Source organism: Nocardia sp. XZ_19_231, from assembly GCF_015355705.1.
Lineage (GTDB): Bacteria > Actinomycetota > Actinomycetes > Mycobacteriales > Mycobacteriaceae > Nocardia > Nocardia salmonicida.
The window spans coordinates 118502-144122 of record NZ_JACUZI010000002.1; the positions used below are offsets into that span (position 1 = coordinate 118502).

At 67.2% G+C, this 25621-nt stretch carries 28 protein-coding genes; 11 read left to right on the top strand and 17 right to left on the bottom strand.

The window, feature by feature from the left end; all coding sequences use genetic code 11:
* Positions 1 to 120: 120 nt before the first annotated feature.
* From IBJ82_RS07775 to lysX, 3 genes are all read right to left on the bottom strand, one after another.
* On the bottom strand, positions 121 to 741 hold the full coding sequence (locus IBJ82_RS07775; RefSeq protein ID WP_194826151.1) for a histidine phosphatase family protein: 621 nt from the start codon (positions 739 to 741) through the stop codon (positions 121 to 123).
* Positions 742 to 869: 128 nt separating this feature from the next.
* Entirely contained in the window at positions 870 to 1187 is a 318-nt protein-coding gene (locus IBJ82_RS07780; RefSeq protein WP_194825317.1) for a hypothetical protein, read from the bottom strand.
* A 162-nt stretch (positions 1188 to 1349) separates the two neighbouring features.
* The gene (lysX, locus tag IBJ82_RS07785; RefSeq protein ID WP_194825318.1) at positions 1350 to 4658 is read right to left on the bottom strand and encodes a bifunctional lysylphosphatidylglycerol synthetase/lysine--tRNA ligase LysX; all 3309 of its coding nucleotides are present in this window, start codon (positions 4656 to 4658) and stop codon (positions 1350 to 1352) included.
* Positions 4659 to 4779: 121 nt separating this feature from the next.
* On the opposite strand from lysX, the gene IBJ82_RS07790 reads away from it, so the two are divergent.
* Positions 4780 to 5001, top strand: a complete 222-nt coding sequence (locus IBJ82_RS07790) for an RNA-binding S4 domain-containing protein (RefSeq protein WP_194825319.1) — start codon at positions 4780 to 4782, stop codon at positions 4999 to 5001.
* Positions 5002 to 5023: 22 nt separating this feature from the next.
* Here IBJ82_RS07790 and rraA read toward each other — a convergent pair whose 3' ends face one another.
* The 7 genes from rraA to IBJ82_RS07825 form a co-directional block, all read right to left on the bottom strand.
* On the bottom strand, positions 5024 to 5512 hold the full coding sequence (rraA, locus tag IBJ82_RS07795) for a ribonuclease E activity regulator RraA (RefSeq protein ID WP_194825320.1): 489 nt from the start codon (positions 5510 to 5512) through the stop codon (positions 5024 to 5026).
* A gap of 46 nt (positions 5513 to 5558) precedes the next feature.
* Complete coding sequence (locus IBJ82_RS07800; RefSeq protein WP_194825321.1) at positions 5559 to 6014, bottom strand: SRPBCC family protein; 456 nt, start codon at positions 6012 to 6014, stop codon at positions 5559 to 5561.
* A gap of 173 nt (positions 6015 to 6187) precedes the next feature.
* A complete protein-coding gene (locus IBJ82_RS07805) occupies positions 6188 to 7132 on the bottom strand; it encodes a copper resistance D family protein (RefSeq protein ID WP_194825322.1) in 945 nt (314 codons plus the stop codon).
* A gap of 6 nt (positions 7133 to 7138) precedes the next feature.
* Complete coding sequence (locus tag IBJ82_RS07810) at positions 7139 to 7663, bottom strand: copper resistance CopC family protein (RefSeq protein WP_194826152.1); 525 nt, start codon at positions 7661 to 7663, stop codon at positions 7139 to 7141.
* Positions 7663 to 8316: a YcnI family protein gene (locus IBJ82_RS07815; protein ID WP_194825323.1), complete on the bottom strand. Its 654-nt coding sequence runs from the start codon at positions 8314 to 8316 to the stop codon at positions 7663 to 7665. Before IBJ82_RS07815 ends, IBJ82_RS07810 begins: the two co-directional genes overlap by 1 nt.
* Positions 8317 to 8356: 40 nt before the next feature.
* Positions 8357 to 8899, bottom strand: coding sequence for a hypothetical protein (locus IBJ82_RS07820; RefSeq protein ID WP_194825324.1), 543 nt, complete (start codon positions 8897 to 8899; stop codon positions 8357 to 8359).
* Positions 8900 to 8906: 7 nt separating this feature from the next.
* A complete protein-coding gene (locus IBJ82_RS07825; RefSeq protein ID WP_194825325.1) occupies positions 8907 to 9581 on the bottom strand; it encodes a DUF6474 family protein in 675 nt (224 codons plus the stop codon).
* A 170-nt stretch (positions 9582 to 9751) separates the two neighbouring features.
* Here IBJ82_RS07825 and IBJ82_RS07830 point away from each other — a divergent pair, with 170 nt between their 5' ends.
* From IBJ82_RS07830 to IBJ82_RS07845, 4 genes are all read left to right on the top strand, one after another.
* Positions 9752 to 11530: a TM0106 family RecB-like putative nuclease gene (locus IBJ82_RS07830; protein WP_370585289.1), complete on the top strand. Its 1779-nt coding sequence runs from the start codon at positions 9752 to 9754 to the stop codon at positions 11528 to 11530.
* A 13-nt stretch (positions 11531 to 11543) separates the two neighbouring features.
* Positions 11544 to 13505: a molecular chaperone HtpG gene (gene htpG, locus IBJ82_RS07835; RefSeq protein WP_370585216.1), complete on the top strand. Its 1962-nt coding sequence runs from the start codon at positions 11544 to 11546 to the stop codon at positions 13503 to 13505.
* A 102-nt stretch (positions 13506 to 13607) separates the two neighbouring features.
* Positions 13608 to 14057 (top strand): GNAT family N-acetyltransferase, encoded by a 450-nt coding sequence (locus IBJ82_RS07840; protein ID WP_056822489.1) that lies wholly within the window; start codon positions 13608 to 13610, stop codon positions 14055 to 14057.
* A gap of 521 nt (positions 14058 to 14578) precedes the next feature.
* Positions 14579 to 14851 (top strand): MerR family transcriptional regulator, encoded by a 273-nt coding sequence (locus IBJ82_RS07845; protein WP_194826154.1) that lies wholly within the window; start codon positions 14579 to 14581, stop codon positions 14849 to 14851.
* A gap of 73 nt (positions 14852 to 14924) precedes the next feature.
* On the opposite strand, the gene IBJ82_RS07850 is transcribed toward IBJ82_RS07845, so the two are convergent.
* The gene (locus IBJ82_RS07850) at positions 14925 to 15692 is read right to left on the bottom strand and encodes an SDR family NAD(P)-dependent oxidoreductase (protein ID WP_194825327.1); all 768 of its coding nucleotides are present in this window, start codon (positions 15690 to 15692) and stop codon (positions 14925 to 14927) included.
* 313 nt (positions 15693 to 16005) lie between these two features.
* On the opposite strand from IBJ82_RS07850, the gene IBJ82_RS07855 reads away from it, so the two are divergent.
* Together IBJ82_RS07855 and IBJ82_RS07860 are read left to right on the top strand one after the other, a co-directional pair.
* Entirely contained in the window at positions 16006 to 16884 is an 879-nt protein-coding gene (locus IBJ82_RS07855) for an SDR family NAD(P)-dependent oxidoreductase (RefSeq protein WP_194825328.1), read from the top strand.
* Positions 16881 to 17522: a TetR/AcrR family transcriptional regulator gene (locus IBJ82_RS07860; RefSeq protein WP_194825329.1), complete on the top strand. Its 642-nt coding sequence runs from the start codon at positions 16881 to 16883 to the stop codon at positions 17520 to 17522. Before IBJ82_RS07855 ends, IBJ82_RS07860 begins: the two co-directional genes overlap by 4 nt.
* A 1-nt stretch (position 17523) precedes the next feature.
* Here the strand turns inward: IBJ82_RS07860 and IBJ82_RS07865 are convergent, their stop codons facing one another.
* The 4 genes from IBJ82_RS07865 to IBJ82_RS07880 all read right to left on the bottom strand — a co-directional run bounded on the left by IBJ82_RS07865 (position 17524) and on the right by IBJ82_RS07880 (position 20669).
* Positions 17524 to 18225, bottom strand: a complete 702-nt coding sequence (locus IBJ82_RS07865; protein ID WP_194825330.1) for a TMEM165/GDT1 family protein — start codon at positions 18223 to 18225, stop codon at positions 17524 to 17526.
* A 360-nt stretch (positions 18226 to 18585) separates the two neighbouring features.
* Positions 18586 to 19113, bottom strand: coding sequence for a peptidase (locus IBJ82_RS07870; protein ID WP_194825331.1), 528 nt, complete (start codon positions 19111 to 19113; stop codon positions 18586 to 18588).
* 156 nt (positions 19114 to 19269) lie between these two features.
* The gene (locus IBJ82_RS07875; RefSeq protein ID WP_194825332.1) at positions 19270 to 19893 is read right to left on the bottom strand and encodes a superoxide dismutase; all 624 of its coding nucleotides are present in this window, start codon (positions 19891 to 19893) and stop codon (positions 19270 to 19272) included.
* 164 nt (positions 19894 to 20057) lie between these two features.
* Positions 20058 to 20669, bottom strand: coding sequence for a hypothetical protein (locus IBJ82_RS07880; RefSeq protein ID WP_194825333.1), 612 nt, complete (start codon positions 20667 to 20669; stop codon positions 20058 to 20060).
* Positions 20670 to 21005: 336 nt separating this feature from the next.
* Here IBJ82_RS07880 and IBJ82_RS07885 point away from each other — a divergent pair, with 336 nt between their 5' ends.
* The 4 genes from IBJ82_RS07885 (at position 21006) to IBJ82_RS07900 (ending at position 24211) form a co-directional block, all read left to right on the top strand.
* Positions 21006 to 21365, top strand: a complete 360-nt coding sequence (locus tag IBJ82_RS07885) for a rhodanese-like domain-containing protein (RefSeq protein WP_194825334.1) — start codon at positions 21006 to 21008, stop codon at positions 21363 to 21365.
* Positions 21366 to 21448: 83 nt separating this feature from the next.
* The gene (locus IBJ82_RS07890; RefSeq protein WP_194825335.1) at positions 21449 to 22450 is read left to right on the top strand and encodes a DUF4328 domain-containing protein; all 1002 of its coding nucleotides are present in this window, start codon (positions 21449 to 21451) and stop codon (positions 22448 to 22450) included.
* Entirely contained in the window at positions 22447 to 23214 is a 768-nt protein-coding gene (locus IBJ82_RS07895) for a glycerophosphodiester phosphodiesterase (protein ID WP_194825336.1), read from the top strand. The genes IBJ82_RS07890 and IBJ82_RS07895 overlap by 4 nt, the downstream gene beginning before the upstream one ends.
* Before the next feature lie 76 nt (positions 23215 to 23290).
* Positions 23291 to 24211 (top strand): DUF5926 family protein, encoded by a 921-nt coding sequence (locus IBJ82_RS07900; RefSeq protein WP_194825337.1) that lies wholly within the window; start codon positions 23291 to 23293, stop codon positions 24209 to 24211.
* 241 nt (positions 24212 to 24452) lie between these two features.
* Here the strand turns inward: IBJ82_RS07900 and IBJ82_RS07905 are convergent, their stop codons facing one another.
* Together IBJ82_RS07905 and IBJ82_RS07910 are read right to left on the bottom strand one after the other, a co-directional pair.
* Positions 24453 to 25001: a ferritin gene (locus tag IBJ82_RS07905; protein ID WP_056822460.1), complete on the bottom strand. Its 549-nt coding sequence runs from the start codon at positions 24999 to 25001 to the stop codon at positions 24453 to 24455.
* Between the two features lie 82 nt (positions 25002 to 25083).
* A complete protein-coding gene (locus IBJ82_RS07910; protein ID WP_194825338.1) occupies positions 25084 to 25614 on the bottom strand; it encodes a ferritin in 531 nt (176 codons plus the stop codon).
* Positions 25615 to 25621: the final 7 nt, after the last annotated feature.

Sequence of the window (25621 nt, forward strand, 5' to 3'; positions counted from 1 at the left end):
GTCGCAGGTGCGGGGCTAGGAGTGCGGTCATGGCGGACCGGGGGTGGACGATGTGGCTAGGCAAGGTGGCAAGGTGGCGGTTTGGGGTGCGCGGTGGGTCGGGAGGGCGGTTTCGGGGAACTAGGGGGTGGTTCGGGACAGGGCTCTTGGGAGTAGGTTCCAGACGTGGCCGTTTTCGTTGATTGTGGCGGCTGTGCGGGTGCCGGTGCGGGAGTAGAGGATTCGGGTGATCGAGCAGTAGTCGATCGGGAAGGTCAGGGGGCGGGGGAGGGCCAGGATGTCGGACAGGAGGGCGTTGATCACGCCGCCGTGGGCGAAGGCCACGACGGTGTCCTCGGGTGCTGTTGTGGAGACGAGGTTTTCGACGGCGGCCAGTACTCGCGTGGTGAAGGCGGGGCCGTCGATCTGGTCGGGGAGGTGGCCGGCTTTGATGCGGGCGTAGGCCTCGGCGAATTCGGTTTTCGCGTCTTCGATGGGGATGTAGGCGGGCAGGTCGCGGTCGTACTCGGCCAGGTCGTCGATGACCTCGACGGGCAGGTCGCGGGCGGTCGCGGTGGGGAGTGCGGTGTCGCGGGCGCGGCGCTGGGGGCTGCTGACTATGCGAACGATGTCGTGGGGGGCGAGCGCGGCGGGGACACGGTCGGCTTGGAGTTTGCCGATGTCGGTGAGGCCGGGGTCGGCGGCGGCGGTGTCGCCGATCACGCGTTCGGGTTGGGCATGACGCACGAGTATCAGCTGCACGCTCACACACTTTGCCGTATCGAGGTAATCCGGGGGGACTACGGCTCATGGTCTCGGCGAACGGATGCTCGTTCGAGGACTCGCGGGGTCGCCTCGTCGACCGAGGGTATCGCCGCGAGTCCTCCGGGTCAGGACTGGCCGTAGGGCGGCTGGCCGTACGGCGGCTGACCACCCTGCGGGCCGTTGAACGGCGGCTGACCACCGTTGTGCGGCGGCTGGTCGTTCTTCTTCTTGTTCTTGAGCAGGTAGATGCCACCGACGATGAGCACCACGATCACCAAGCAGCAGATGCCGCCGATGATCAGGAAACTGCTGTTCTTCTTTTTCTTCTTCGCCGCGAGTTCCATCGCGGTATTGATAGCGTCCGAACTGGCCAAGGTGTCGAAACTGCTGGTGAGCATGTGCGGATCGACGAGTGCGGCCGTGGTCAGCAAGTCCAGATACATGTGATCCCATCCCGATGTGTTGGTGGTCCGACATCCTCCCGGTGCCGGAACTCCGAGACTAGCCGTCTCGCTGCGACTTTCACTGCGAAAGTCGCACGCGGGCCGGTCGGAGCAGTTGTTGATCGCGAACGCGTCGCGATCCGTATACACCTGTACCCGATGTCACCGCGGTTTCACCAGGGGGAACGGCAGCGTCTCGCGGATGCTGCGTCCGGTGATCAACATGACCACCCGGTCCACCCCCATTCCGAGCCCGCCGGTGGGTGGCATCGCGTGTTCGAGTGCGGCCAGGAAGTCCTCGTCGAGTTCCATCGCCTCCGGGTCGCCGCCCGCGGCCAGCATCGACTGCTCGGTGAGTCGGCGCCGCTGCTCCACGGGATCGGTGAGTTCGCTGTAGGCGGTACCCAATTCGACGCCCCAGGCCACCAGGTCCCAGCGCTCGGCCACGCCGTCGATGCTGCGGTGCGAGCGGGTGAGCGGGGAGACCGAGGTGGGGAAGTCCAGGTAGAAGGTGGGGTCGGTGGTCTGCGATTCCACCAGGTGCTCATACATTTCCAGCACCACCTGGCCCGCGTCCCAGCCGTGTTGGTAGGCCACGCCCGCCTCGTCGCACAGTTCGCGCAGCCGGGCCAGCTCGGTGCGCGCGGTCACCTCGGTGCCGATCGCCTCGGAGACCGCGCCGTGCACGGTCTTGACCCGCCACTCGCCGGAGATATCGACAGTGTCGAATCCGCCGTCGTCGTTCGGACGCAACGCCACCTCGGCCCCGTTGGCGGCCATCGCCGCATGCTGGATCAGCCGACGGCACAGGTGCATCATCTGCTGGTAATCGCTGTGCGCCTCATAGGCTTCCAGGATCGTGAACTCGGGGTTGTGGCTGAAGTCCACGCCTTCGTTGCGGAAGGTCCGGCCGATCTCGAACACCTTCTCCATGCCGCCGACGCACAGCCGTTTGAGGTACAGCTCGGGGGCGATGCGCAGGTAGAGATCGAGGTCGTAGGCGTTGATATGGGTGCGGAACGGGGTCGCGTTGGCGCCGCCGTGCACCTGTTGCAGGATCGGCGTCTCCACCTCGAGAAAGCCCCACACAAAGAGGGAATCGCGCAGTGAGTGCAGCACCGCGCTGCGCTTGGCCATCACCTCGCGGGCCGCGGGGTCGATTGCCATGTCCACATACCGCTGCCGGACCTTGGCCTCCTGATCCGCCAGCCCACGCCACTTGTCGGGCAGCGGATGCAGGCATTTACCGTTCATCCGCCAGTCCTGCGCGAGCAGCGAGAGCTCACCGTTGCGGCTGGCGCCGATCTGCCCGCTCACCTCGATGAGATCGCCCAGGTCGAAGAACTCGGTGAACTCGTTGCTGCGATCGGCGCCGACCCGCTCGCGGTCGATCACCAGTTGGATCTCGCCGGTCCAATCCCGCACCAACGCGAAGATCACGCCGCCGTAGTCGCGAATCCGCAAGAGCCTGCCCGCGATGCGCACCGTGGTGCCCTTGGGGCAGCGCCTCGCCGCGGCGATGTCGTGGGTCGGCGGGTAGGCGGGCGGGTAGGCGTCAACGCCGGACGCGGTGAGCCGGTCGAGTTTGTCCAGGCGCACCCGTACCTGCTCCGGCCTGCGCGGACCCTGCTCGTCGTCGGCGCTGTCCGGTGTCTCCGGCGCGCTGCCGTCGGGGTGCAGGCCGGTGACGGTCGCGGGGACCGCCGCCTTCGTGCCGGTGCGCACGCCCGCGTCGGGCGCCTTGCCGATGCGCGGCAGGAAACCTTCGGCCAGCCCGCTCGCCGTGGCCACTCGTGGCAGCTGCCTGCGTTCCTCGAACAGGAAGAACCGCGGCACCCAGCGCGGGTGGTACTTCACATTCGACCGGTACAGCGCCTCGAGCTGCCACCAGCGCGAGAAGAACAGCAGCACACCGCGCCAGGCCCGCAGGATCGGACCGGCGCCGATCCGGCCGCCCTCCTCGAACACCGAACGGAACACCGCGAAGTTCAGCGACACCTTGGTGATGCCGTACTGATCGGAGTTCAGGGCGAGCTGGGAGATCATCAGCTCCATCACGCCGTTGGGGCTCTGCGGGTCGCGGCGCATCAGTTCCAGCGAGACGCCGGTGCGGCCCCAAGGAACGAGTGAAAGCATGCCGTGCACGCGGTCGTCGTGGTCGAAGGCCTCGACCAGCAGGCAGTCACCGTCGAGTGGGTCACCGAGGCGACCCAGTGCCATCGAGAAGCCGCGCTCGGTCTCGGTGTCGCGCCAGGCGTCCGCGCGGGCGACGATCTCGGCGAACTCCTCGGCCGGGATGTCGCGGTGCCTGCGCACCCGCACTTCGAGGCCGTTCTTGCGCAACCGGTTCGCGGCCTGCCTGACCTGTTTCATCTCCGGGCCCGCGAGCGAGAACGTGCGGGTATCGAGGATCGCCTCGTCGCCCAGACGCAGCGCCGACAGTCCGGCCTTGCGGTACGCGGTGGCGCCTAGTTCGCTCGCGCCCATCACCGCGGGTTGCCAGCCGAACCGGTCGGCCTGCTCCAACCAAGCCTGGATTGCCTGCGGCCAGCCCTGTTTCGGGCCGATCGGATCGCCACTGGCCAGGCACACACCCAGCTCGACGCGATAGGTGATCGCCGCCTTGCCGTTCGGCGCGAACACCACGGCCTTGTCGCGGCGGGTCGCGAAATAGCCGAGCGAGTCCTCCACATCGCTGGTGGCCAGCAGTCCGCGGATGGCCGACTCGTCCAGGCCGGTCATCGCGTTGTCGGCGCGTTGCGAGCGCAACAGCACGATCACCGCGGCCAGCAGCGCGATCGCGCCGAACAGGCCGAGCAGGAAGTTCACCCAGGCGCGCGGATGCCCGTCGAAGTGCTCGTTGTTCACCAGCACGGCGGCGGTGACTCGATACACCGCCCACAGCGGACGCTGCACGCCCGCGGGCAGCGAACCGGGGAACAGCTCCACCAGCCCCCAGCCGAGCAGGCAGCCCAGCGCCAACCCGGCCACCAGCACGCCGAGCGCTTTCCACAGCGCGCCGGGCCGAACCCGGGTGTAGAACTCCTTTCGCGCGGCCAGCAGGATCGCGATCACCACCGCGTGCACGATGAAGGCGACCAGCGCGTCCACATCGTCGTCGGCGAAGAAGTCCAGGATGTTCGCCACCGCGTACAGCAGCAGATACACCACCAGTAGCCACCAGGCGATCCGCTTGCGGGCCGCGGTCGCCCCGGCGAGCAAGCCGACCACCAACGCCCACACCAGGCTGGTGTCGGGGGCGTCGAAGTAATAGGTGTCCACGTAGTGGCGTGGCACCTGCGTGAGGATCCGGAGGCTGGGCGAGAGGCTCCACAGGGTCAGCAGCACCGCGAACACGCCGAGGGTCAATCCGGCGATGTGCGGTACCTCGGAAAGGCGGCCGTGCGCGCGATGTGGCACCGGCGTGCGGTCCTCGACGGTGGGGTGTTGCTCGGCCTGCGTGGGAGTCACCGATCCAGTGTGCGTCCATTCGGGCCGGATCGGTGCGGCGGTGGCTGCGGCGTGTTCCGCACCGCGGGCAAGCGCGGGGCCGGTGGCGACCGGTTTCGCGTGACCGGGTAAGTATTAGCGCATGTCGGAACCAGTTGATGTGCCGATCGATGACGTCGTCATCCGGCTCGGGCAATTCCTGAAACTGGCCAACCTGATCGATTCGGGTTCCGAGGCCAAGACGGTGATCGCGCAGGGCTTGGTGCGCGTCAACGACGAAGTGGAGCTACGTCGCGGCAGGCAACTGCAGATCGGCGATGTCGTCATCCTCGCGGGCAACAAGGTACGGGTGTCCGAGGGATAACCCTCGAACACCCGCGTCGCCCTCAGTCTTCGGCGCGAACCACGACGCCGTCGGAGTCGCTGTAGAGCATCTCGCCGGGCACGAAGGTGATGCCGCCGAATTCGACGGGCACGTCCTGCTCGCCGCTGCCGGTCTGGGTGCTCTTGCGCGGGTTGGTGCCCAGCGCCTTCACCCCGATCTCGAGGGTGCGCAGGATCGCGGAGTCGCGCACGGCGCCGTTGACGATCACGCCGGCCCAGCCGTTGTCCACGCCACGCCCGGCGATGATGTCGCCCACCAGCGCGGTGTGCACGCTCGCGCCGCCGTCGACGACGAGCACCTTGCCCTCGCCCGGCTCGCTCAGTGTCTGCTTGACCAGCAGGTTGTCCTGGAAGCAGCGGATCGTGGTGATCCGGCCCGCGAATTCGGCGCGGCCGCCGAACTGGATGAACTGCGTATCGCAGCTCCGGATCTCGGGGCCGATCTCATCGGCCAGATCGGCGGTGGCCACAACATTCGCTGATTCGGTCATGGGTCAGATTGTGTCAGGCCCGCCCGGCTGCGCCATTCATAGGCTCTCAGACCTGCTCGCTGTGTGATTTCTCGATCTCGCGGATGAGAGCGTCGGTGGTGTGCTGAACCGCGATCTTCACGAACGGCTCGATCGTCTTGCCGAGCATCTTGCCCGTGATACCGCCGCCGACGGAGAAATCGATGTCCGCGTCCACTGTGCACGCGATATCACCCTTGGGGATGAACCTGAAGGTCGCAACGATCTCGATGCCCTTGATCGACTTGGTGGCGATCAACCGGCCCTCTTCCCAGCCGACGACCTCGACGCGCGAGGTCAGCGACGCGGGGCCGAGCTTCATCTTCCCGTCGAACGTCGCGCCGAGGCCGTCGGTCTGCGCGGTGAGGGGTGTGAAGGATTCGATGCCGTACCAGAACTTCGGCAGATTGCGGTAGTCGTTCATGAACGCGAACGCTGCTTCGGCGGGCGCGGCGCAATCTTCGGCAATCCTCACTTCGGTCATACGGGTCACTCTAACGGTGTTTTTGGAGCGCTGGCGCGCTCGAGGCGGGGCCCTTCGGGCCCCTGATCTTCCCTCCCTCCGGGTACTCCTTCGTCGCACCCTCCACTCAGTCCAGATCAGGGCGGGCCCCGCCCTTTGGTAGGGACACATCAGGGCTACTGAGCGACGACGGACTACGCGGTGACCGCCAGCGTCGCTGCGAGGCCGAACGCGACTGCCATCATCAGTACCTCGGCGGCCGCGTTGCGTAGAGAGGTCTCGGCGGTGACGCGGTGGTCGGCGGCCTTGCGGACCCAGGTTCGCCGCCACCACCAGCCCACCGCGACCAGGGCGCACAGGATGGCGAGCTTCGCCAGCAGGATTCGTCCGTAGCCGGTTGTCCACAGGGGGGTGATGCCGCCGAGTCGCACCACGCCGTTGACCAGGCCGGTGAGCGCGACGACGCCGACAAGGGGCCCGGCGATCGCGGAGTAGCGAGGCAGGGTCGCGGCCCACTCGCCGCGCGTGCGCAGGACCAGGACCATGGCCAGCAGCAGGCCGAGCCAACAGGCGGCGGCCAGCGCGTGGATCGCGGCGAGTACCGAACCGAACATCTGCTGGGACATGTGCCCGGTGATGGGACGCAGCGACAGCGCGACCGCCGCGAACACGAGCACCAGGTCGGCCGACGCGGTGTCGGGCCGACGGAAGGCCACTGCCGCGTAGCAGGCGATCGCGCCGGTGCAGAACAGGATCGCGATGCCGATCTGGCCGCCGCTGAGCCTGCCGAGGAAGGTGATGAAATCGCTCGCGTCGAGCTGGGTCACCGCGACGCCGACGATCTCGGCGGCCTCGCACACCAGCACGGTGAACTCGGCGGCGAACCAGACGCCGGCGAGGACGGCCAGCGGTCGCCACGCAACCGTCAGCCGGTCGTTGAGCCGGGGCAGCGCGGCGAGGCCGAGCACGACCGCGCCCGCGCAGTCGGCGAGCACGCGCGCGAACGCCACCCACGCGAACCCGCCGGACCGGCGCAGTATCCAGGCCAGCACCACCCCGGCCAGCGCGGCGACAACGACCGGCACCAGGACCCGCCACTGCCGCAGCGCGGCACCGGATCCCCGGCGACCGGTCGTCATCGTCGACTACTTCTTGCGACCGGACCGGCCGCCGAGCAACGCCACCGCGAGGCCGGCGCCGAACAGCACCACCCCGCCGACGATGAACACCCACACGGGCACACCGCCGTCGCCGCCGTCGTCGGCCTTGTCCTCACCAGGGCGGGCGCCCGGCGTGCCGGTGCCCGCCTTACTCAGCGTGAAAGTCCTTGTCCCGCTCACGGGATGACCGTCGGCCGAGGTGACCCGGAACGCGATCGTGTACTCACCGACCGGCCCCAGCTCACCCAGTTCCACGCTGACGCTGCGTCCTTCGACCAGCGCCTTGCCCTTCGACCACAGCCTGCCATCCGGGCCGACCACCGTCAGCGACGGAAAGTTCTGCTGCAGTTCCTCATTGAAGGTGACGCCGGCCCGCGCCGGTCCCACCTCCACGGTCGAACCGTTCTCGGGAACGCTGCTCACCGCGCCGGAATGCGCACTCGCCGTGCCCGCCGCCGCGAAGGCGCAGGCGAACAGGACGGCGAGTAAGCCGACGAGCATCTTGCGCATCACGACGACCGCCGCGAGCGGAAGACGAGACCGAGGCCGAGAGCCGCGGCGAACAGGCCGAGGGCGAGACCGATTCCGCCCATCCAGCGGGCGACCGAATCGGTCTGCGCCTCGGTGGATTCGCCCGAGGCGACCTGGTGATCGCCGCCCTCGGCACCGCCGTTCGCGGACAGGGTGAGCGCGGGTGCGGGGTGTTCCGGCTCGGCGCCACCGGCGCTCGGCTGGTCCCAGGCCACGACCTTGCCGTCGCTGTAGGTCTGCTGGGCGGGGAAGTTCACGGTGTCCTGGGTGGGCAGAGGGCCGAGCGAGAGCACGAACCGCTGGAACTGGCCGGGCCCGACGCCGGGGTTACCCGGATCAGCCGACCACACCACGGCGACGCTCTCGCCCTTGTCGTTGCGCTCGACCTTCGATGTCCAGCCCGGGATCGGCTCGGTGCGAACACTCTTCAGGTTCGGCACGGTGACGCGCAGTGCGGTGGTGGACGCGGTCTCGGATTCGGTCGGCACCTTGAAGGTGGCGACGGTGTACTTGCCCTGGGCGGCGCCCGGCGCGTCGACTGTCACGTGAGCGGCCGCCGAACCGCAGGCGGCGAGCACCAAACCCGCCGCGAGGGCGGCGGTACCGGTGCTACGGGTGATGAAGTTGTGCATGAGATGCCTTGTCGTCCGAAGAATTCTGATGTCGTGTGAATCAGGCGAACAACGGCGGTGCGCGCGGACATCGCGCACCCTTCGGACGAGCTCCGCGCGCGACGGCGACAGCGGCGAACCAGCGGACAGTGCGGTGCGCGAGCGCGGCGGGACTGGTGAGTACGGCTCGAATCACGCTCGACGCAACGAGATACAGCCGCTCGGCAACGAGTATCAGTGCGGCACAGGCACCCGCCGCGACGAGGTGCGCGGCGATCATCGGCAAACTCGGCAGGTGGAGCAGCCCGTGATGGTCGAGCGTCGCCGACAGTGCGAAGTGCCCGGCCCACTGACCACCGATCAACGCGGTGGCCGTGCGCAGCGTCGCGGGCCGGCGGTACGAATCCGTCCGCAGCCCAGCGTGTTCGGCGGTGACACCTGCGGCGAACATCCCGGCCGTCAGGGAAACCAGCAGCAGCAGTGCGATTTCCGCCGACTTCGGCACCCCGCCGCCGCCGATCCCGTGCGCGGCGACAGCCAGCCCACCCACGAGGACGCCGCAGCCACCACCGCGCAAGCGGGAGGTGAGCTGCGGCGTGGTCACGGCAGGCTCAGCGAACGCCGAGGCGGGCGAGCACGTCGGTCTCCAGCACGTCCAGCTCGGCCGAGATGGACGCGTGGACGGCCTTGCGGCGCGCGGCGGGCATCTGCTCGGCCGTGCGCACCGCCACGTTCAGGTCGGCCAGGCGCGAGCGCGCCGCTTCGACGAACTTCTCGGTGTCGGCATCGCCCGCCTTGTCGGCGGCGATCTTGTCGAGTGCTTCCTCGGTATTGGTGATGCGGGCCTGCAGCCGCGCGCCGTGCCCGCTGAACTCGCTGAGCTGGTCCATGCCGATACCGAGCTGCTGTGCCTTACGGGCGTCGAGCTGACCGCGCACCATCGTGGCGCCGCGATAAGCCAGCGGGGCGAGCACAGGGATAAGGACTCGGGCCACCCCGATGTACTTGCGGACCTGACTCGCGCTGAACAGCTCACGATCGGCCTTCGCGGCGGCCTTCTGAGCGGCCTTTTCCTCGGCCTGCAGGGTCGCGATCTGCGCCTTGGCCACCTTGTCGGCCGTGCGTGCCTGTGCCTTGGCCGCGCGCCGGTTCACGCGCTCGCCCGCCTTGGCCGCCTTGCGCTCGTTCTTGGCGCCCAGCTTCGCCTCGACCGCGGCTTTGTGCTTGAGTGCTTTCGCCTCAGCGCGTCGGCTCGGCCGCCGCTTCCGCTTGCTGAACAACCCCATGGGATCAGGCCCTCCGTCATGCTCGCCAAGTCATGAGGCAGCACCGCCTCCAAGCGGCCTGCCGTTCTCCGTAGCGTAGTGGGATCAGGGTAGCGATTGGGCATTGTGTCGGGGGTAAGGCCCATACTGCTTGCGTGCGTGCAGCCGAGGACGACTTCGACGGCGGGCCGGTGCGTAGCCCGGTCCCCGCTTCCGCTGCGGATTTCCGCATCGCCTTCCTGGACGCGCGCTCACTGATCGGATGCAGGCACCGCCTGCGCCTCGATGCCGAGAATCCGGGCGTGCTCGCCGAGGTCCGCGAGGATCCGGGCGTGCAGCAGCGTCGCGACGCCGCGACCGCTCATCGCACCAAGATCCGCGACGAACTGGTCGCGGCCGCCCCCGCCGACTGGGTGGTGATCGACCCGCAATTGCGTGGTGGCGCCAAAGCCGCCGCGACGATGGCCGCCATCGAGGCGGGCGCCCCGCGCATCTGGGGCGGACTGCTTCCACAGGAAGCCGATACCGGTCGACGTGGCGGTGTCGAGATCCTGCTGCGCGACGACGATCGCGGCGGCTATATCCCGATCATCGTGGTCAACCACAAGGTCACCGACCCGCGCAGGCCCGACCCGGCCGATTTCCACCCGCTGACCTCGGATCTGTTCCAGTGGCAGCCCCGCCGCGACAAACACGTGAAACTGCGCCCGCAGCCGCGCGACCAGCAGCGCCTTGCCCACCTGTACCGGATGTTGCAGCGCTACGGCATGGCAAGCCCCGCCCTGATCGGCGGTGCGATCGGCCTGGTCGCCGACCGGATCCTGGTGCACGACCTGACGAGCGTGCTGGCCGATTACGACCAACGCTACGCCGACCGCATCGCCGTGGTGCGCGGAGAACTGCCGACCCAACCGTCGAAAGTGCCCGAGTGCAGGCAGTGCCCCTGGTGGGTGCGCGGTCCTGCCGCGCAGCGACCGGCGGGCCCGGAGGCGGCAGCGGAGCGTGACCACGCAGGGCCCTCGGGAGCGCAGCCATCAGACACAGCCGAACCCAGCTGTGAGGCGACGCTGGCGCAGATGCGGGATGTGAGCCTGGTCGCACCGGGGTCGCGCGCGGATGTCTTGCGCCTGCACGGGATCGAGACGGTCGACGAACTCGCCGCTTGGGAGGGCGCGGAACCCGACGACTGGCAGCACGGGCCGTTCGCCGAAACCGTCGTCACCGCCCGCGCCTGGATCGACGGCGCCCCGCTGGTGCGCCGGTTCGAGCAGGTGAGCGTGCGTCGCGCCGATGTGGAGATCGACGTCGACCTGGAGAGCTACCAGGAAGACGGCGCCTACCTGTGGGGCACCCTGCTCGACGATGTCTACCGCCCGTTCTTCACCTGGGATCCGCTGCCCACCGAGGACGAGGGCCGCTCGTTCGGCGAATTCTGGACCTGGTTGATGGAGCGGCGCGCCGAAGCCCATGCCGCGGGCAAAACCTTTGCCGCCTATTGCTATTCGCGCACCGCGGAGGACAAGTGGCTCTACGAATCGGCCCGCCGATTCGCCGGGCGCCCCGGCATCCCGACCCACGAGGAAGTGCGCGCGTTCGTCGACTCGAAGGAATGGGTCGATATGTTCCAGGCCGTCACCGAGCAGTTCATCTGCCCGAACGGTAAGGGGCTCAAGAAGATCGCGCCCGTCGCCGGATTCGGATGGCGTGATCCGGAGGCCGGCGGGGAGGCCTCGATGGGCTGGTACCGCCGCGCCGTCGGGTACGACGACGTCATCGACATGTCGCAGCGCACCCGCCTGTTCGTCTACAACGAAGACGATGTGCGCGCCACCCAGGTACTGCGTGATTGGATGTCGAATCGGGCGGTTGCCGAGGTTCCCTCACTGGCCGATTTCGGCGCGGGTGCGACCGGTGGGCTAGCGCAGCGTCACCACACAGGGTCCTCGGAAGCACCGCAACAGGTGCCGTAATACCATCGGGGGCGTGACTGAGCAGCACGTCGAAACCCTCGAGTTCCAGGCCGAAACCCACCAGCTCCTCGAGCTGATGATCCACTCGGTCTACTCCAACAAAGACACCTTCCTGCGGGAGCTGATCTCGAACGCTTCCGACGCACTGGACAAGCTCAAACTTGCCGCCTACCAGGACAAAGACCTGGGCGCCGACACCTCCGACCTGCACGTCGAGCTGGAGGTCGACCAGGACAAGCGTGTCCTGACGGTGCGCGACAACGGCATCGGCATGTCCCGCGCCGAAGTGATCGACCTGATCGGCACCCTCGCCAAATCCGGCACCGCCGACCTGCGCCGCAAGCTGACCGAGGCCAAGTCCGACGCCGCCGCCGAGGAGCTGATCGGCCAGTTCGGCATCGGCTTCTATTCCACCTTCATGGTCGCCGACAAGGTCGTGCTCACCACCCGCAAGGCGGGCGAGACCGAAGGCACCCGCTGGGAAGCCGCCGCGGGCAGCTCCACCTACTCCATCGACACCGTCGCCGACGTACCGCAGGGCACCTCGGTGACCCTCGAGCTCAAGCCCGCCGACGAAGACGATCACCTCTTCGATTACACGCAGGAATGGAAGCTGCGCGAGATCGTCCGCAAGTACTCCGACTTCATCGCCTGGCCGATCCGCATGCAGGTCGAGCGCACGGTGACCGAGGGGGAGGGCGAGGACAAGGTCGACAAGACCATCGTCGAGGACCAGATCCTCAACTCGCAGAAGGCTTTGTGGACGCGCCCGCGCAGCGAGGTGAGCGAGGAGGAATACAAGGAGTTCTACCACCACGTCTCGCACGCCTGGGACGATCCGCTCGAGATCATCCCGATGAAGGCCGAGGGCACCTTCGAATACCAAGCGCTGCTGTTCATTCCCTCGATCGCGCCGTTCGACCTGTTCACCCGTGAGCACAAGCGCGGTGTGCAGCTCTACGTGCGTCGCGTGTTCATCATGGACAATTGCGAAGAACTGATGCCGGAGTACTTGCGCTTCGTCAAGGGAGTGGTTGACGCGCAGGACCTTTCGCTCAACGTCTCGCGTGAGATCCTGCAGCAGGACCGCCAGATCCAGATGATCCGCAAGCGCCTGGTGAAGAAGGTGCTGTCCACGGTCAAGGACATGCAGGGCGCCGAGGATCAGACCAGGTACCAGACGTTCTGGTCGCAGTTCGGCCGCGTCATCAAGGAGGGCTTGCTCTCCGATACCGACAACCGCGAAACCTTGCTCACTATCTCCTCTTTCGCCTCCACCGCCTCGGAGTCCGAGCTCACCACGCTCGCGCAGTACGTGGAGCGGATGAAGGACGGCCAGGACTCGATCTACTACATGACCGGCGAAAGCCGTGCGCAGGTGGAGAATTCGCCGCACTTGGAAGCCTTCACGGCCAAGGGGCGCGAGGTGCTGATCCTCACAGATCCCGTCGACGAGATGTGGGTCGGCTCGGTGCCCGAATTCCAGGGCAAGAGTTTCCAGTCCATCGCCAAGGGCGAGGTAGACCTGGAAACCGAGGACGAGAAGAAGGAAACCGAAGCCCTGCGCGAACAGCAGGACAAGGACTTCGGCGACCTACTCGGTTGGCTCGGTGGCACTTTGACCGATGTCGCCAAGGAGGTCCGCCTCACCAACCGCCTCACCACCTCGCCCGCCTGCCTGGTCGGTGACGTCTACGACTTCACCCCCATGCTCGAGCGCATGTACCGCGCGTCGGGTCAGGCGCTGCCGGAGTCCAAGCGGATTCTCGAGCTCAACCCCACCCACCCGCTGGTCACCGGCCTGCGCGACGCCTACGACGCGCGCAAGTCCGACGCCGACGAAGGCAAGGTTCCCGAGCTCGCCGAGACCGCCGAACTCCTCTACGGCACAGCGGTTCTCGCCGAGGGCGGCGAACTCAAGGACCCCGCCCGCTTCGCCCAGTTGCTCACCGAACGGCTCACCCGCACGGTCTGAGATCACCTGCTCTGTGGACTGCCCGCTACCGGTTTCGGTGGCGGGCAGTTTTGTTCACCGCAATTCTGGTGCTGACAAGCCACGTCGGGGCACCATGGAGTCATGGTGGGGCACGAAATTCGTCGAGCGAGGCCCGACGACTACGACACCGTCATCGGTGTAGTCGACAACTGGTGGGGCCGGGCAGCCGTGCACAACCTTCCGCGCATGTTCCTCGACCACTTCCACCGCACCAGTCTCATCGCCTCCGACGACAACGGAATCTCCGGCTTCCTGGTGGGTTTCGGCTCACCCTCTGACCCGTACACGGCCTACATCCACTTCGTCGCGGTCCGTCCCGACGCCCGCAAAGCAGGACTGGGCAGAACCCTCTACGAAGCCTTCTTCACCATCGCCCGCTCCGACAATCGCACCATCGTCACCGCGATAACGTCCCCCGCCAACTACACCAGCATCGACTTCCACCGCAGCCTCGGCTTCACCGTCGCCGGCCCCGTCCCCGACTACAACGGCCCTGGCCGCGCCCTGGTCACCTTCACCCGCCCCGTGTAACCGCAGGTCATCCTGCCATCACCGCGGGTGGAGCAAATCTGTCGTGTCGGGTGTAGACATTCTCGGGTTCGGGGGTATATAGTCGCTCTCGTTCCTGTTAAGAAATCAGATGGCCGGGCAGGTGAACTGCCCGGAACGGCAAGTTCGACCGTCCCTTCCGGCGGAGAAGAGAATCCGGTGCAGCAGGCCGGACCGCCGGAGTGGGCGAAGAAGCAAGGCAAGTGAAGTAGCAAGTGAAAACCGCAGGTATAACCGACGATCCAGGAGGTGGTGGCCACTGATAAGCCATTTACATGTCCCGCATCCCGGGAGTTGTCGGATGCGGTGTCTCAGATCGGCCCCCGCGGCCGGTGAAGGCAAGTGAATCCATTCCCTCAGTCGAATTACGGCCCCGGCGCCCAGTGCGCCGGGGCCTTCCGGCGTTGAATCCGAGAGGCCTCGTGCAGCACCCGAACATCAATCCCGCCGACGGTCCCAGCGCGGCGGACAAGCTCGATGACGACACCTACCCCGCCTACAGCATGGGACGCGCCGCGGAGATACTCGGCGTCACCCAGGCGTTCCTGCGCGGCCTCGACGCCGCGCGGCTACTGACCCCACAGCGCTCGGCGGGCGGGCACCGCCGCTACTCGCGCTACCAATTGCGCATCGCCGCGCGCGTGCGTGAACTCGTCGATGCGGGCAACGCACTCGAGTCATCGTGCCGGATCGTGATCCTCGAGGATCAGCTCGCCGAGGCGCAGCGCATCAACACCGACCTTCAGCGCGAACTCGACGACCACGCCGACGACTGACCGGGGCACCCTCACCCGGAAAAACGAACGGCGCCTGGCCGGTACAGGCCAGGCGCCGATGATCAGCAGATTTCTAGCGCGGTGCCATGCGCAGCGCGCCATCCATGCGGATGGTCTCGCCGTTGAGGTAGTCGTGGCTCGCGATGTACTCGACGAGCTGGGCGTACTCGTCCGGGCGGCCGAGGCGGGAGGGGAACGGGACGCCGGCTTCGAGGCCCGCGCGGTACTCGGGGGTGACGCCGGCGAGCATCGGGGTGTCGATGATGCCGGGGGCGATGGTGTTGACGCGGATGCCGAACTGGGCGAGGTCGCGGGCGGCGGGGACGGTCATGCCGTGGACGCCGCCCTTGGACGCGGAGTACGCGATCTGGCCGACCTGGCCTTCGAAGGCCGCGACCGAGGCGGTGTTGATGACCACGCCGCGCTGGCCGTACTCGTCGACCGGTTCGGTCTTGGCGATGACGTCGGCGGCCAGACGCATCACATTGAACGTGCCGAGCAGGTTCACGGTGATGACGGTGCGGAACAGCTCCAGGTCGTGCGGGCCGTTCTTGGACAGGATGCGACCCGCCCAGCCGACGCCGGCACAGTTGACCACGATGCGCAGCGGCGCCGGGCCCTCTGCGATCTGAGCGATCGCGGCGGCGACCTCGTCACCGCTGGTCACGTCGGCCGCGATCAGGGTGACGCCTGCGGGGACGTTGTCGCCCGCGCGCTCGATGGACTGGGGGACATCCAGGCCGAAGACGGTGGCGCCCGCGTCGGCGAGACGCTTGGCGGTGGCGGCACCGAGGCCGGACGCGCCTCCGGTGACAATGGCGGCGGAACCCGAAATCTCCACTGATGGTCCTCTCTGTGTTTATTTTGCGGCTGGTGCCGCTGTTCTCGGCGCTTGACTCCGCCTCTTCCCTCCCTACGGGTACTCCTTCGTCGCACCCTTCGGTCAGTCCAGAGGCGGAGGCGCGCCGAGAACGTGCTCCTTCGTCGCACCCCCTACGAGGCGGGGTACGCCTAGAACTCTATGGGTCGCGGCTTATTGTGCCGGTTGCCAATAAGGGCACCTTAGCGTGTGACGGGTGTGGTCTGGAACACCCATATCGGGCGGTGTGGAAATCGTCGTGAACACCGGTGTTTACCAGTGGTAGCGTGCCGTCATGAGATCGTTCGCCGGTCCTTCCGTGGCCGGACGCAAGGTCCTGATCACCGGGGCCGCACGCGGGATCGGTGCCGCGCTGGCTCGGAGATTGGCCGCTCACGGGGCCCATGTGGCTCTGCTCGGGCTCGAACCGGAACTGCTGGCCGAAGTGGCCGCCGAATGCGGTGGTGTGCCGTGGCGGTATTGCGATGTGGCCGATCGGGGGCAGGTCGAGCGGGTGGTCGAGGCGTTGGTCGCCGAACTCGGCGGGCTCGATGTGCTGGTGGCCAACGCGGGGGTCGCCAAGCAGATGGCGATGATCGGCGGGGATCCGTCGGTGCTCGAGGAGACCCTCGCGGTGAACGTGCTCGGGGTCGCCTACACGGTGTCGGCGGCGGGTGCGCATCTTTCGCATCCGGGCGGGTATGTGCTGATGATGTCGTCGATCTCCACCGCCGTGCAGTTGCCGCTCGGCGGGGCCTACAGCGCCTCGGCAGCGGCGGTGGCCTCGCTCGGCGCCACGCTGCGCGCGGAACTGCGGTCCACCGGGGCGAAGGTGGGGGTGAGCTATTTCGCCGGGATCGACACCGACATGACGGTGCGCGGATTCGGGACAGTCGCCGCGCGCACCGTGCTGAGGGAGACCAGCCTGACCGGCAGCTCGCCGGTCGGCCCCGCGGTCGAAGCGATGGAACGAGCCATCGCGCGACGACGGAAGACCGTTGTCTCACCCTGGTGGGTAGCGTTGGTCCGGCCGTTTCGGCTGCTGGCCCAACTGGTCGTGCAGCGGGTGCAAGGCGACCGCCTGGCCCGCGCCATCGACATCGCCCGCACCGAAGAGGTCCCCTTCACCACCGAACAGCCCGCCCGACCCCGCAGAATGGAACGGCAATCATGAACGATTCGACACTGCGGCAACAACTTCCGCGTGGACGCCACCACCTCTCGCGCGAAGAAGTCGTCGCCTCTCAGCGTGAGCGCATTCTCGTGGCGATGGGCGAGGCGATGACCGTGGGCGGCTACGTCGGCACGCCGGTCGCGGCGGTGCTCAAGCGGGCGGGGGTTTCACGGGAAACGTTCTACGAGCTGTTCCGCTCGAAAGAGGACTGCTTCAACGCGGCCTTCGATCGGGTGTCGAACTCCCTGGCCGAGAAGCTCCAGGCGGTGATCGCCGACTGTGTCGACACCGACGCGCTCACCAGGATGGACCGCATCCTCACCACCTACTTCGACCACATGATCGACGACCCCGCCTCGGCCCGTCTGTTCCTGGTGGAGGTCTACGCGGTCGGCCCGTCGGCCATCGAGGCGCGCATGGACTTGCAGCATCGTTTCGTCGAGGTGGTGGCCACCATGCTCGGCGCCGAATCCGAAGATCAGCAGTTCGCCTGCGCGACCCTGGCCGCCGCCATCGGCGCGATGGTCACCGGCCGAATCGCCGCCGACGACCCGGAAAGTCTGCGCGGCATCAAAGACCAGCTGATCGCCTTGGCCGAACGCTCCGGCACGCTCTACGGCAACGCCTTCGCCCACTGAGTCAGCGCGCCACCATCTGCGTCGGGTCGGGCGTCGTCCGCCGCGAGGCGCGCCACACCCCGACGCCGAGACCGGTCAGTGCGGGGGCGAGCAGCGCCAGCCCGGCCGACGCCCAACCGCCGAGGCCGGGCACGAACGCGTCGAGCACGGTCTTCGCGGCGAAGAACAGGAACAGCAGGCCCGATGCGATGGCGATGCCGCGCTCGGGCAGGTGCTTGCCCGCGATCTTGCCGACCAGGATCGCCAGCGCGCCCGCGGCGACCATGCCGGCGACCGACCCGATCCAAACGGCCAGCCAGTTGTTGTTGGAGGCGAGGGCGGCGGCGGCGAACATGGTGCGGTCGCCGAGTTCGGCGAGGGTGAAGGCGGAGATCACCACGAGAAAGGCATTGCGGGCGCTCGACGGCGCGGGAGCTTCTTCGGAGTCGTCGTCGCTGGTGAGCGCGTCGCGCAGCGTCCAGAGGCCGACCACGAGCAGGGTGAGCGCGGTGATGACGGCGATGGCGTCCGCGGGGAGCGCGGTGCCGAGGAAATGGCCGACGCCGGCGGCGATGAGGTTCACGGCCACGCTGGCGACGCTGATGCCTGCCAGTACCACCCACCAGCGGTAGCGCAGCGAGAAGGTGAGCGCCATGAGTTGCGATTTGTCGCCGAGTTCGGCGAGGAACAGCACGCCGAAGCTCAGCAGGATCGTGGCGATCATGAGGTCAGCTCCCAGGAAAATACTCCGGCCTGTGGCTGAAAGACGGGTGCGCCTTCAGCCGCACCGGTCGACGGATCGGTTCGTGGCCGAAGGTCTCGCCCACCGGTGGTCACCGGTTCGCGCAGCCGGACCGCGCCGAATTCGGCGGGCGATCAGTATGTCGACTGGGCGATTGCGGGCTACTCCCCTTCGCTGTCCACCACTCTAGCCCGATTGCTCCCGGTATGCCAAGCGCTGGTAATCCAAATCTCAATGGGCACAATAAGTTTGGGTGTGCGGCAGCGATAGTTCGGTTTCCCTGATTTCAGCACCACGCAGACCCGTTGCCAGGCGTTCGCCCGACCGTCACGGTCGAAAGCCTCAGGACGCCAGCAGCATTGCGAGCACGGCGGTGTCGGGATCGCTGATCAGATCCATTCCGACCCGGCTCACCAGTGAGGTGATCGTGCCGTCGAGTTCGGCCTCTGCCCACGCCGCGCGATGCTCCAAACCGAGGTGCGGCACGCCGGGCAGCAGTACGCAGCCCGAGGCCGCGCCCGCGCATTCGGGCAGCGACGGACGGGTCTCCGAGGGCGGATGCAACATCAGCAGCGCGGGCGGCACGTGTGTGGCGAACCGGCCGGGTTCGATCGCCTCGTCGCCGAGCACCGGGCCCTCCGCCATCACCAGCCCCACTGTGCCGGGTTCCGGATCGTCGGGCAGCTCTTCGCGCACCCCGAACACCGTGGTGGTCACCAGCAGCCCTGGCATCGACGCGACCCGCACGGCCAGCACCAGTACCTGCGCCCATTCCTTGGTGGTATCCGGCCACCGCCCCGAAACCACGAAGCCCCGTAGTCGACCGCGCGCCTGAAACGGCGTGATCCCGATCGGACCCTGTGTGTTCATGATGGCCTCCCGACTAACGGGGGCGACTGTGCCCGTATATGACAGGAATAGCCCCTAACCCATCTGGCACACAAGTACCAGTGAGTGCCAGAACGGGCAATCTACGCAAAAGACCCCCCAGTGAATGACTGGGAGGTCTTTCGCGCGTGAAGTTACCTACCCGAAGATCAGGCCCTTGCCCTGGCCGACGGCCCGAGCGAAGCGGTCCTGCACGTCGGCCCAGTTGACGACGTTCCAGAACGCAGTCACGTAGTCGGCCTTGACGTTCTTGTACTGCAGGTAGAAGGCGTGCTCCCACATGTCGACCTGCAGCAGCGGGATGATGCCGGTGGGCACGTTGGCCTGCTGGTCGTACAGCTGGAAGGTCAGCAGCTTCTGGCCGAGGGTGTCGTAACCCAGGACGGCCCAGCCGGAGCCCTGCAGGCCGTTGGCGGCAGCGGTGAACTGCGCGCGGAACTTGTCGAACGAACCGAACTGGTCGGCGATGGCCGCGGCCAGGTCGCCATCCGGCTGGTCGCCGCCGTTGGGGGAAAGGTTCTTCCACCAAACGGAGTGGTTGTAGTGGCCACCCAGGTGGAAGGCCAGGTTCTTCTCCAGCAGCAGGATGGCAGCCAGGTCGCCGGATTCGCGAGCTTCCTCGAGCTGCTCGAGCGCCTTGTTGGCGCCTGCGACGTAGGCAGCGTGGTGCTTGGTGTAGTGGATCTCGTTGATCTCACCGGAGATGTGAGGCTCCAGTGCGCCGAAGTCGTAATCCAGTTCCGGCAGCGTGTAGACGGCCACGATGTCCCTTTCCGTGTGTCGGGCTGTGTGCGCCCAGTTCGGACGACAACACCAACCATCATTCGTACACCCGCCCCGTGCAACCCGCGAACCGTGCCCCCGATTCCCCGTATGTCTCTACCGGCGGGGCTCGAAGCCCGCTCGAGCGCGTCAGCGCTCCAAAACTACAGCGGCGGTGCGATGTCGGCCTTGGTGGTCCTGGCATCGCCGGTGGCATGCGCGTCCCACCAGCGCTGCCCACCGTCGATGAATTCGTTCATCGGAATCTCGCGGCCCGTGGTGTCGGTGACCGAGATCTTGTCGAACCACACGCGGACGTCGAGTTCGCGCGGGTCGATGCCCTCCTCCTGGGAGAACTCGATGACATGCGCGGCGATGCGCTGATCGAGCACGGTGTCGAAGCTGAGCAACTCACTCCACAGCGTCCACCCGCTGTCGTCGAGGTCGATGAACTCCCACCCGTGCAGCCCGCCGCCGCCGAAGCTCTCGATGGCCTCGTCGAGCTGGTCGAGGGTCAGGGGAAGCACGCGGGCATCGACATCGTCCCAGCGCTGGATGCGCAGGGAGGCCGCGACGCGGGTGACTCCGGTGAAGGTGAGCAGGACTTTCGTGTCGATCGGCGCGGGTCCATCCGTGGGTAGCGTCAGCACCTCCAGAGCGAGTTGCAGCCTGCCTGCCGCGGCATCCACTTCTACCCCTAGACACGTGGATTCGGACAAAGCGGTATTCAAGCCGTTGATGTCGAAACTGTCGAGTAGCCCCCTGCTCACGTTCATGCGCCCAGGTTACCGATCTGGCCGCCCAGATCCCAGGATTTAAGATTTTCTCTAGTGTTCTCGTTTTTATGGAACCGAATCGGTCCCGCTTGCGTCCAAGTAGATGTCGGGACAGAACACACTCCATGAATCCCGACGTCAGCGGCGAACGACCGCTCCGGGATGACATGGAGGGGAGTCCCGGATCGGTTGTTCCCGGCTGGTTTCACCCGGCTGTCGGCGTCGTCGGCAGCCGGTTCCCGTTGGATGTGTGCTGACCGATAGCTGGGGCTCGCGGATCGCGCCGTCCTCGCACAGCCTCGCCCGGCGATCCGTGCGGCATGGCAGGATCGAGGCGTGACGAGCTCCGATGTCCCCACGGTGCCGGTGGGTGCGGTACCCGCCGCGTTCGATGACGCGGACCCGGCGCCGGGCGCGCAGCTGCTCGACGTGCGCGAACCCGACGAATGGAACCTCGGCCACGCGCCGGGCGCGGTCCACATCCCGATGGCCGACGTGCCTGCCCGCCTCGAGGAGCTCGATATCGATGCCGAGCTCTACGTCGTGTGCAGACAGGGCGGCAGGTCCATCGAGGTCGTCAAGTATCTCGCCCACATCGGGTACGAAGCGGTCAATGTCGCGGGGGGCATGGTGGCCTGGCAGCAGACCGGCCGCCCGGTGGTCGCCGACGGCGACCACGAAGCCAAGATCTACTAGTCCGGAAGCGGGGTGCGCGGGTGAGTTCGGTGGTGCAACCATGTGCACGCTGTGGTGCGCGGTGGGCTGTGCAGGGCGCGCCGATGCACTGGTGCCCGCGCTGCCGAGGGGTGCTGCTCTCGCCCGGCAGCGTCGACGCACCGGCCACCCAGCGCAACTATCGCTGGGTCGCGCGTCGACCCGACCATCGCACCCGTAAGGCGAGCGCGACCACCGCTGCCCCGCTCGGGCCGACCCCGCACTACACCGAGACCCCGCGCTGGGGCCTACTCGATCCGCCGCCGTCCGCGGCCCGCCCGCCCGAGCGCCCCCTGCGCGGCCTCGCCGTCCATCGCGATCGGCTGCTGGTCGCGACCGCGATCGCGTTCCTGCTGGCCGGCCTCGCCGAATACGGCCGCTACCTGATCCTGTTGCAGAATCGCGCCCGGCTCATCCCCGGCTGGCTGCTGTCGATCTCCGACGCGACGGTGCTGGTGTTCGGCGTCATCGCGCCCCTCTGTGCGCTGGTGACGGCCGTGTCGCTGGTCGCCTGGCTGATCGAAGCGCGCACGATCGTGTTCACCGCCTACGGCAGGCGTGACCCGCGCAAACGGTGGACGCTGACCGCGGGATGCCTTGTGCCGGGAGTCAATCTGATCTGGCCCGGCGTGTTCCTCACCGAACTGCTCGGAGCCGACTCCGATCCGCGTTCGCGGCGGGCGGTGCGGATCTGGTGGGCCGCTTGGGCATTCAGCGGGCTGCTGCTGATCGCGGCGACGCTGTGGCGCGACGCGTCGACCCTGCAGGCCGAGGCCGACGGTGTCTCCTTCACCGGTTTCACCAACCTGTGCGCGGCCGGGTTCGCGGTCCTGACGTTGTGGATGGTGCGCACGCTGGAGGGCCGTGATCTGCGCGGGGAAGTCAGGTCGGCGCACCGTTGGGTGATGGCGGCCGATCCCGCCGAGGTCGTCATCGCGCCGGTCGAGCCGGGCGCTGTCGCGGCGCGCGATGTCGCGGCCCGCGATGACGTCGGGCACGATGAGGCCGAACGCGCGGATTCTGTCCGGACAGGCGAGAATACGCAGGAGGAGGTCGTGGCCAAGTGAGCCAGAGCAATCGCCCACCCTTCGTGGTGGCGCATCGTGGTGCGTCGGCGGCACGACCCGAGCACACCCTCGCCGCGTACGAACTAGCGCTGCAGGAGGGCGCCGACGGTGTCGAATGCGACGTCCGGCTCACCCGTGACGGCCACCTGGTCTGCGTACACGACCGCACCGTCGACCGCACCGCCGATGCCATCGGCCTGGTCAGTGAACTGACGCTGGACGAGTTGCGCGACATGAACTTCGGCACCGACGACGAGCCGCAGGGTGTGCTCGCGCTGAGCGATCTGATCGGCCTCGTCCTCGACTGGCGCACCCGTCCGACGAAACTGTTCATCGAGACCAAGCACCCGGTGCGCTACGGCGCCCTGGTGGAGAACAAGGTGCTCGCCGAACTACAGCGTTTCGGCATCGCCACGCCCGCTTCGGCCGATCATTCCCGCGCGGTGGTGATGTCGTTCGCGGCGACCGCGGTCTGGCGGATCCGCCGTGCCGCACCACTGTTGCCGACGGTGCTGCTCGGCGAATCGTCGCGGTTTCTCGGCGGAGGCGCGGCCACCACGGTCGGCGCGACCGCGGTCGGCCCTTCGGTGAAGACGCTGCGCGAGCATCCCGAACTCGTCGACAAGGCCGCCGCGGCGGGCCGGGCCACCTACTGCTGGACCGTGGACGAGCCCGAAGACGTGACGTTGTGCGCCGACCTCGGCGTCAGCTGGGTCGCGACCAACCACCCGGGCCGCACGAAGGCGCTACTGGCCGGAGTCTGATCGCCCGCACCGGACACGGCGGGCGTGGGCAGGGGGCGCGGTAAGCGAACTTGCCGCTCGGCCATAAACTCCACGCGTGGGTAAAAGCAAGCGGAACAGTCCGAAGCCCGACAGTAATCGGGCTCAGCGTCTCGCGCAGCGGCGTGCGGCGCAGGAGCAGGCATCCGCGGCCGTGACACGGCCGTTCGAGGGTCTTGCCGCCGAATGTGATCTGGTGGCGCTGCGGGAGTTCGTGCCGTCGGCGACCGCGACCTTGAAGCTCGCGCCCGGTGTGGCCGCGCAGCGTGAGGTCACCCTGGCGACGGTGCTGCCCGGCGCGGTGGCCGCGCTGGTTCGCGCAGGCGACGAGCCGGTCGGCTTCGTCGGCACGCAGATGCAGTTCCGCGGCGACGACCCGTCGGCCGATATCGCGGCGGCGATCCTGTGGACCCAGTCGGCCGAGCCCGGCGAGTCGATGAACTCCGCCGACGCCGTCGACGGTGGTCCGCGCCTTGCCGATGTCATCGATCCCGGCGCCGACCTCGAGCTCACCGTGCACCAGGACTTCGACTGGTGGGTGCCCGAGGGCGTCACCCCGGATCCGCAGGTGGCGGCGACGATCGAGCAGGCCAAGCAGGCCATCATGCCGTCGGCGCGCCTCGACCTCGGCCCGGATTCCGTCGGCGCGGCCTGGTGGGTCGACGCGGGCGACAAGGCGCATGTGCGCTGGGTGCGTCCCGAGGACGAAGACGCGCTGATGCTGGCCCTGGCTCGCGTGCACGCCACCGGTGGCCTGCACCTCGGTGAGGGTTCGCGCTTCGCCGGTTCGTTCCGCACGCACGGCCTGCTGGTGCCGGTATTCGACCTCGATCCCGAGCGGCACCCGGCCGAATGGGAAGCTCCGGCGCGTGAATTCGGTGCTCGTCTGGCCGAAGCGCTGGCGTCCGACGCGCCCATGACCAGCGAAGAACGTCGTTCGCGCGATGGTCTGCGTTCGCGTCAGGTCACCCTGCGCTGAACTTAATGAAACATGTCTCTTTCACAGATTCGGTCCGCTAGGTTCACGACTGAACCGGACAATCGGTGATGAGGAAAGTAAGAGGCATCGTGGAATTTCTCGGATCTATCGCCGGTCTCGCGCAGATCTTGATCGGTACCGTGCTGGCCAACACCGGCTCGGGTGGCTCCGGCTCCGGCTGGTAAACGCGCACAAAGGATTCGGCTCGCTGCCCGCGAGCCGAATCCTTATTGCGTTCGAGCTAGACGCTGCCGCCCGCGACCGACGGTGCCCCAGCGGCATCCTTCGGGGTGCTCAGCTCACGCCACATGAACTCCTCCAGGTCGAACAGGTTCGACCCGGCGCGATCGGCGATATTGAGCAGCGTCGTCATGTGCGCCACTTCTTCGACCTGTTCCTTCAGGAACCACTGCATGAACTGCTCGCCGAGGTAATCGCCCTCTTCACGGGCGGTGCTCGCCAGCTGCACGATCTGATCGGTGACCGTCTTCTCCTGGGTCAACGCCAGTTCGATCGGCTCGCGGGCGGACTCGAACTTCGACTTCGCCGCGTCGATGCCCGAGATCTCAACGGAGATGTCGCGGTCGACGAAGTACTGCACGATCATCATCGCGTGATTTCGCTCTTCCACCGACTGGGCGTAGAAACGCTTGGCCAGCTGCGGCAGGTCATGGTTGTCGAACCACACAGCGATCGCGATGTACTGGTGCTCGGCATTGAACTCATGCCGGATTTGATCTTGGAGCAGAGTGTGGAACTTGCTTCGCGGGGCTTCCGGATGAATCGACATGGCCGCCACATTAATGCTGGTCATAGGGGTTGTCATCCAAGTGCAGCCTTATTGAGGACAGTGTTCCCTAACCAAGTATTTCCTAAGTCGCGCCTGCCATTCGGGGTGCGGTGGTATCGATTCGCACCGTCCCGCGCAGTTCACGGCGGATGAATTCCTCGACGTCGAACAGGTTGTCCTGCCGGTCGAGCACGGTCAGCAGCGTGGTCATCGCGGCGACATCGTCGACCTGCTCGCCGAGGAACCACTGCATGAACTGTTCGCCGAGGAAATCATTGCTTTCGCGCGCGGCCGCGGCGAGAGCGCTGACCTGCGCGGTGGTGGCCCGTTCGCGGTCGAGCAGAAAGGCGATCGCGGCGCGCGGGGAGTCGAATTCCGAGCGAACCTCGTCGAGCCCGCCGATCGCGACCGGCACATCGCGGTCGAGCAGGTACTGCACCATGCGCATCGCGTGCCCGTGATTCGACGTCGAACGCGCGTAGGTTTGCGCGGCCAGTTCGGGTAAATCCAGCGCGTCGAAATAGACGGCGGCGGCCAGATATTGATGCGCCGCGGTCAGACCGGCTCTGACCTGGTCACGGAGGAGTTCGGTGAACGACAGGTTCTCGGGCATACCTCGA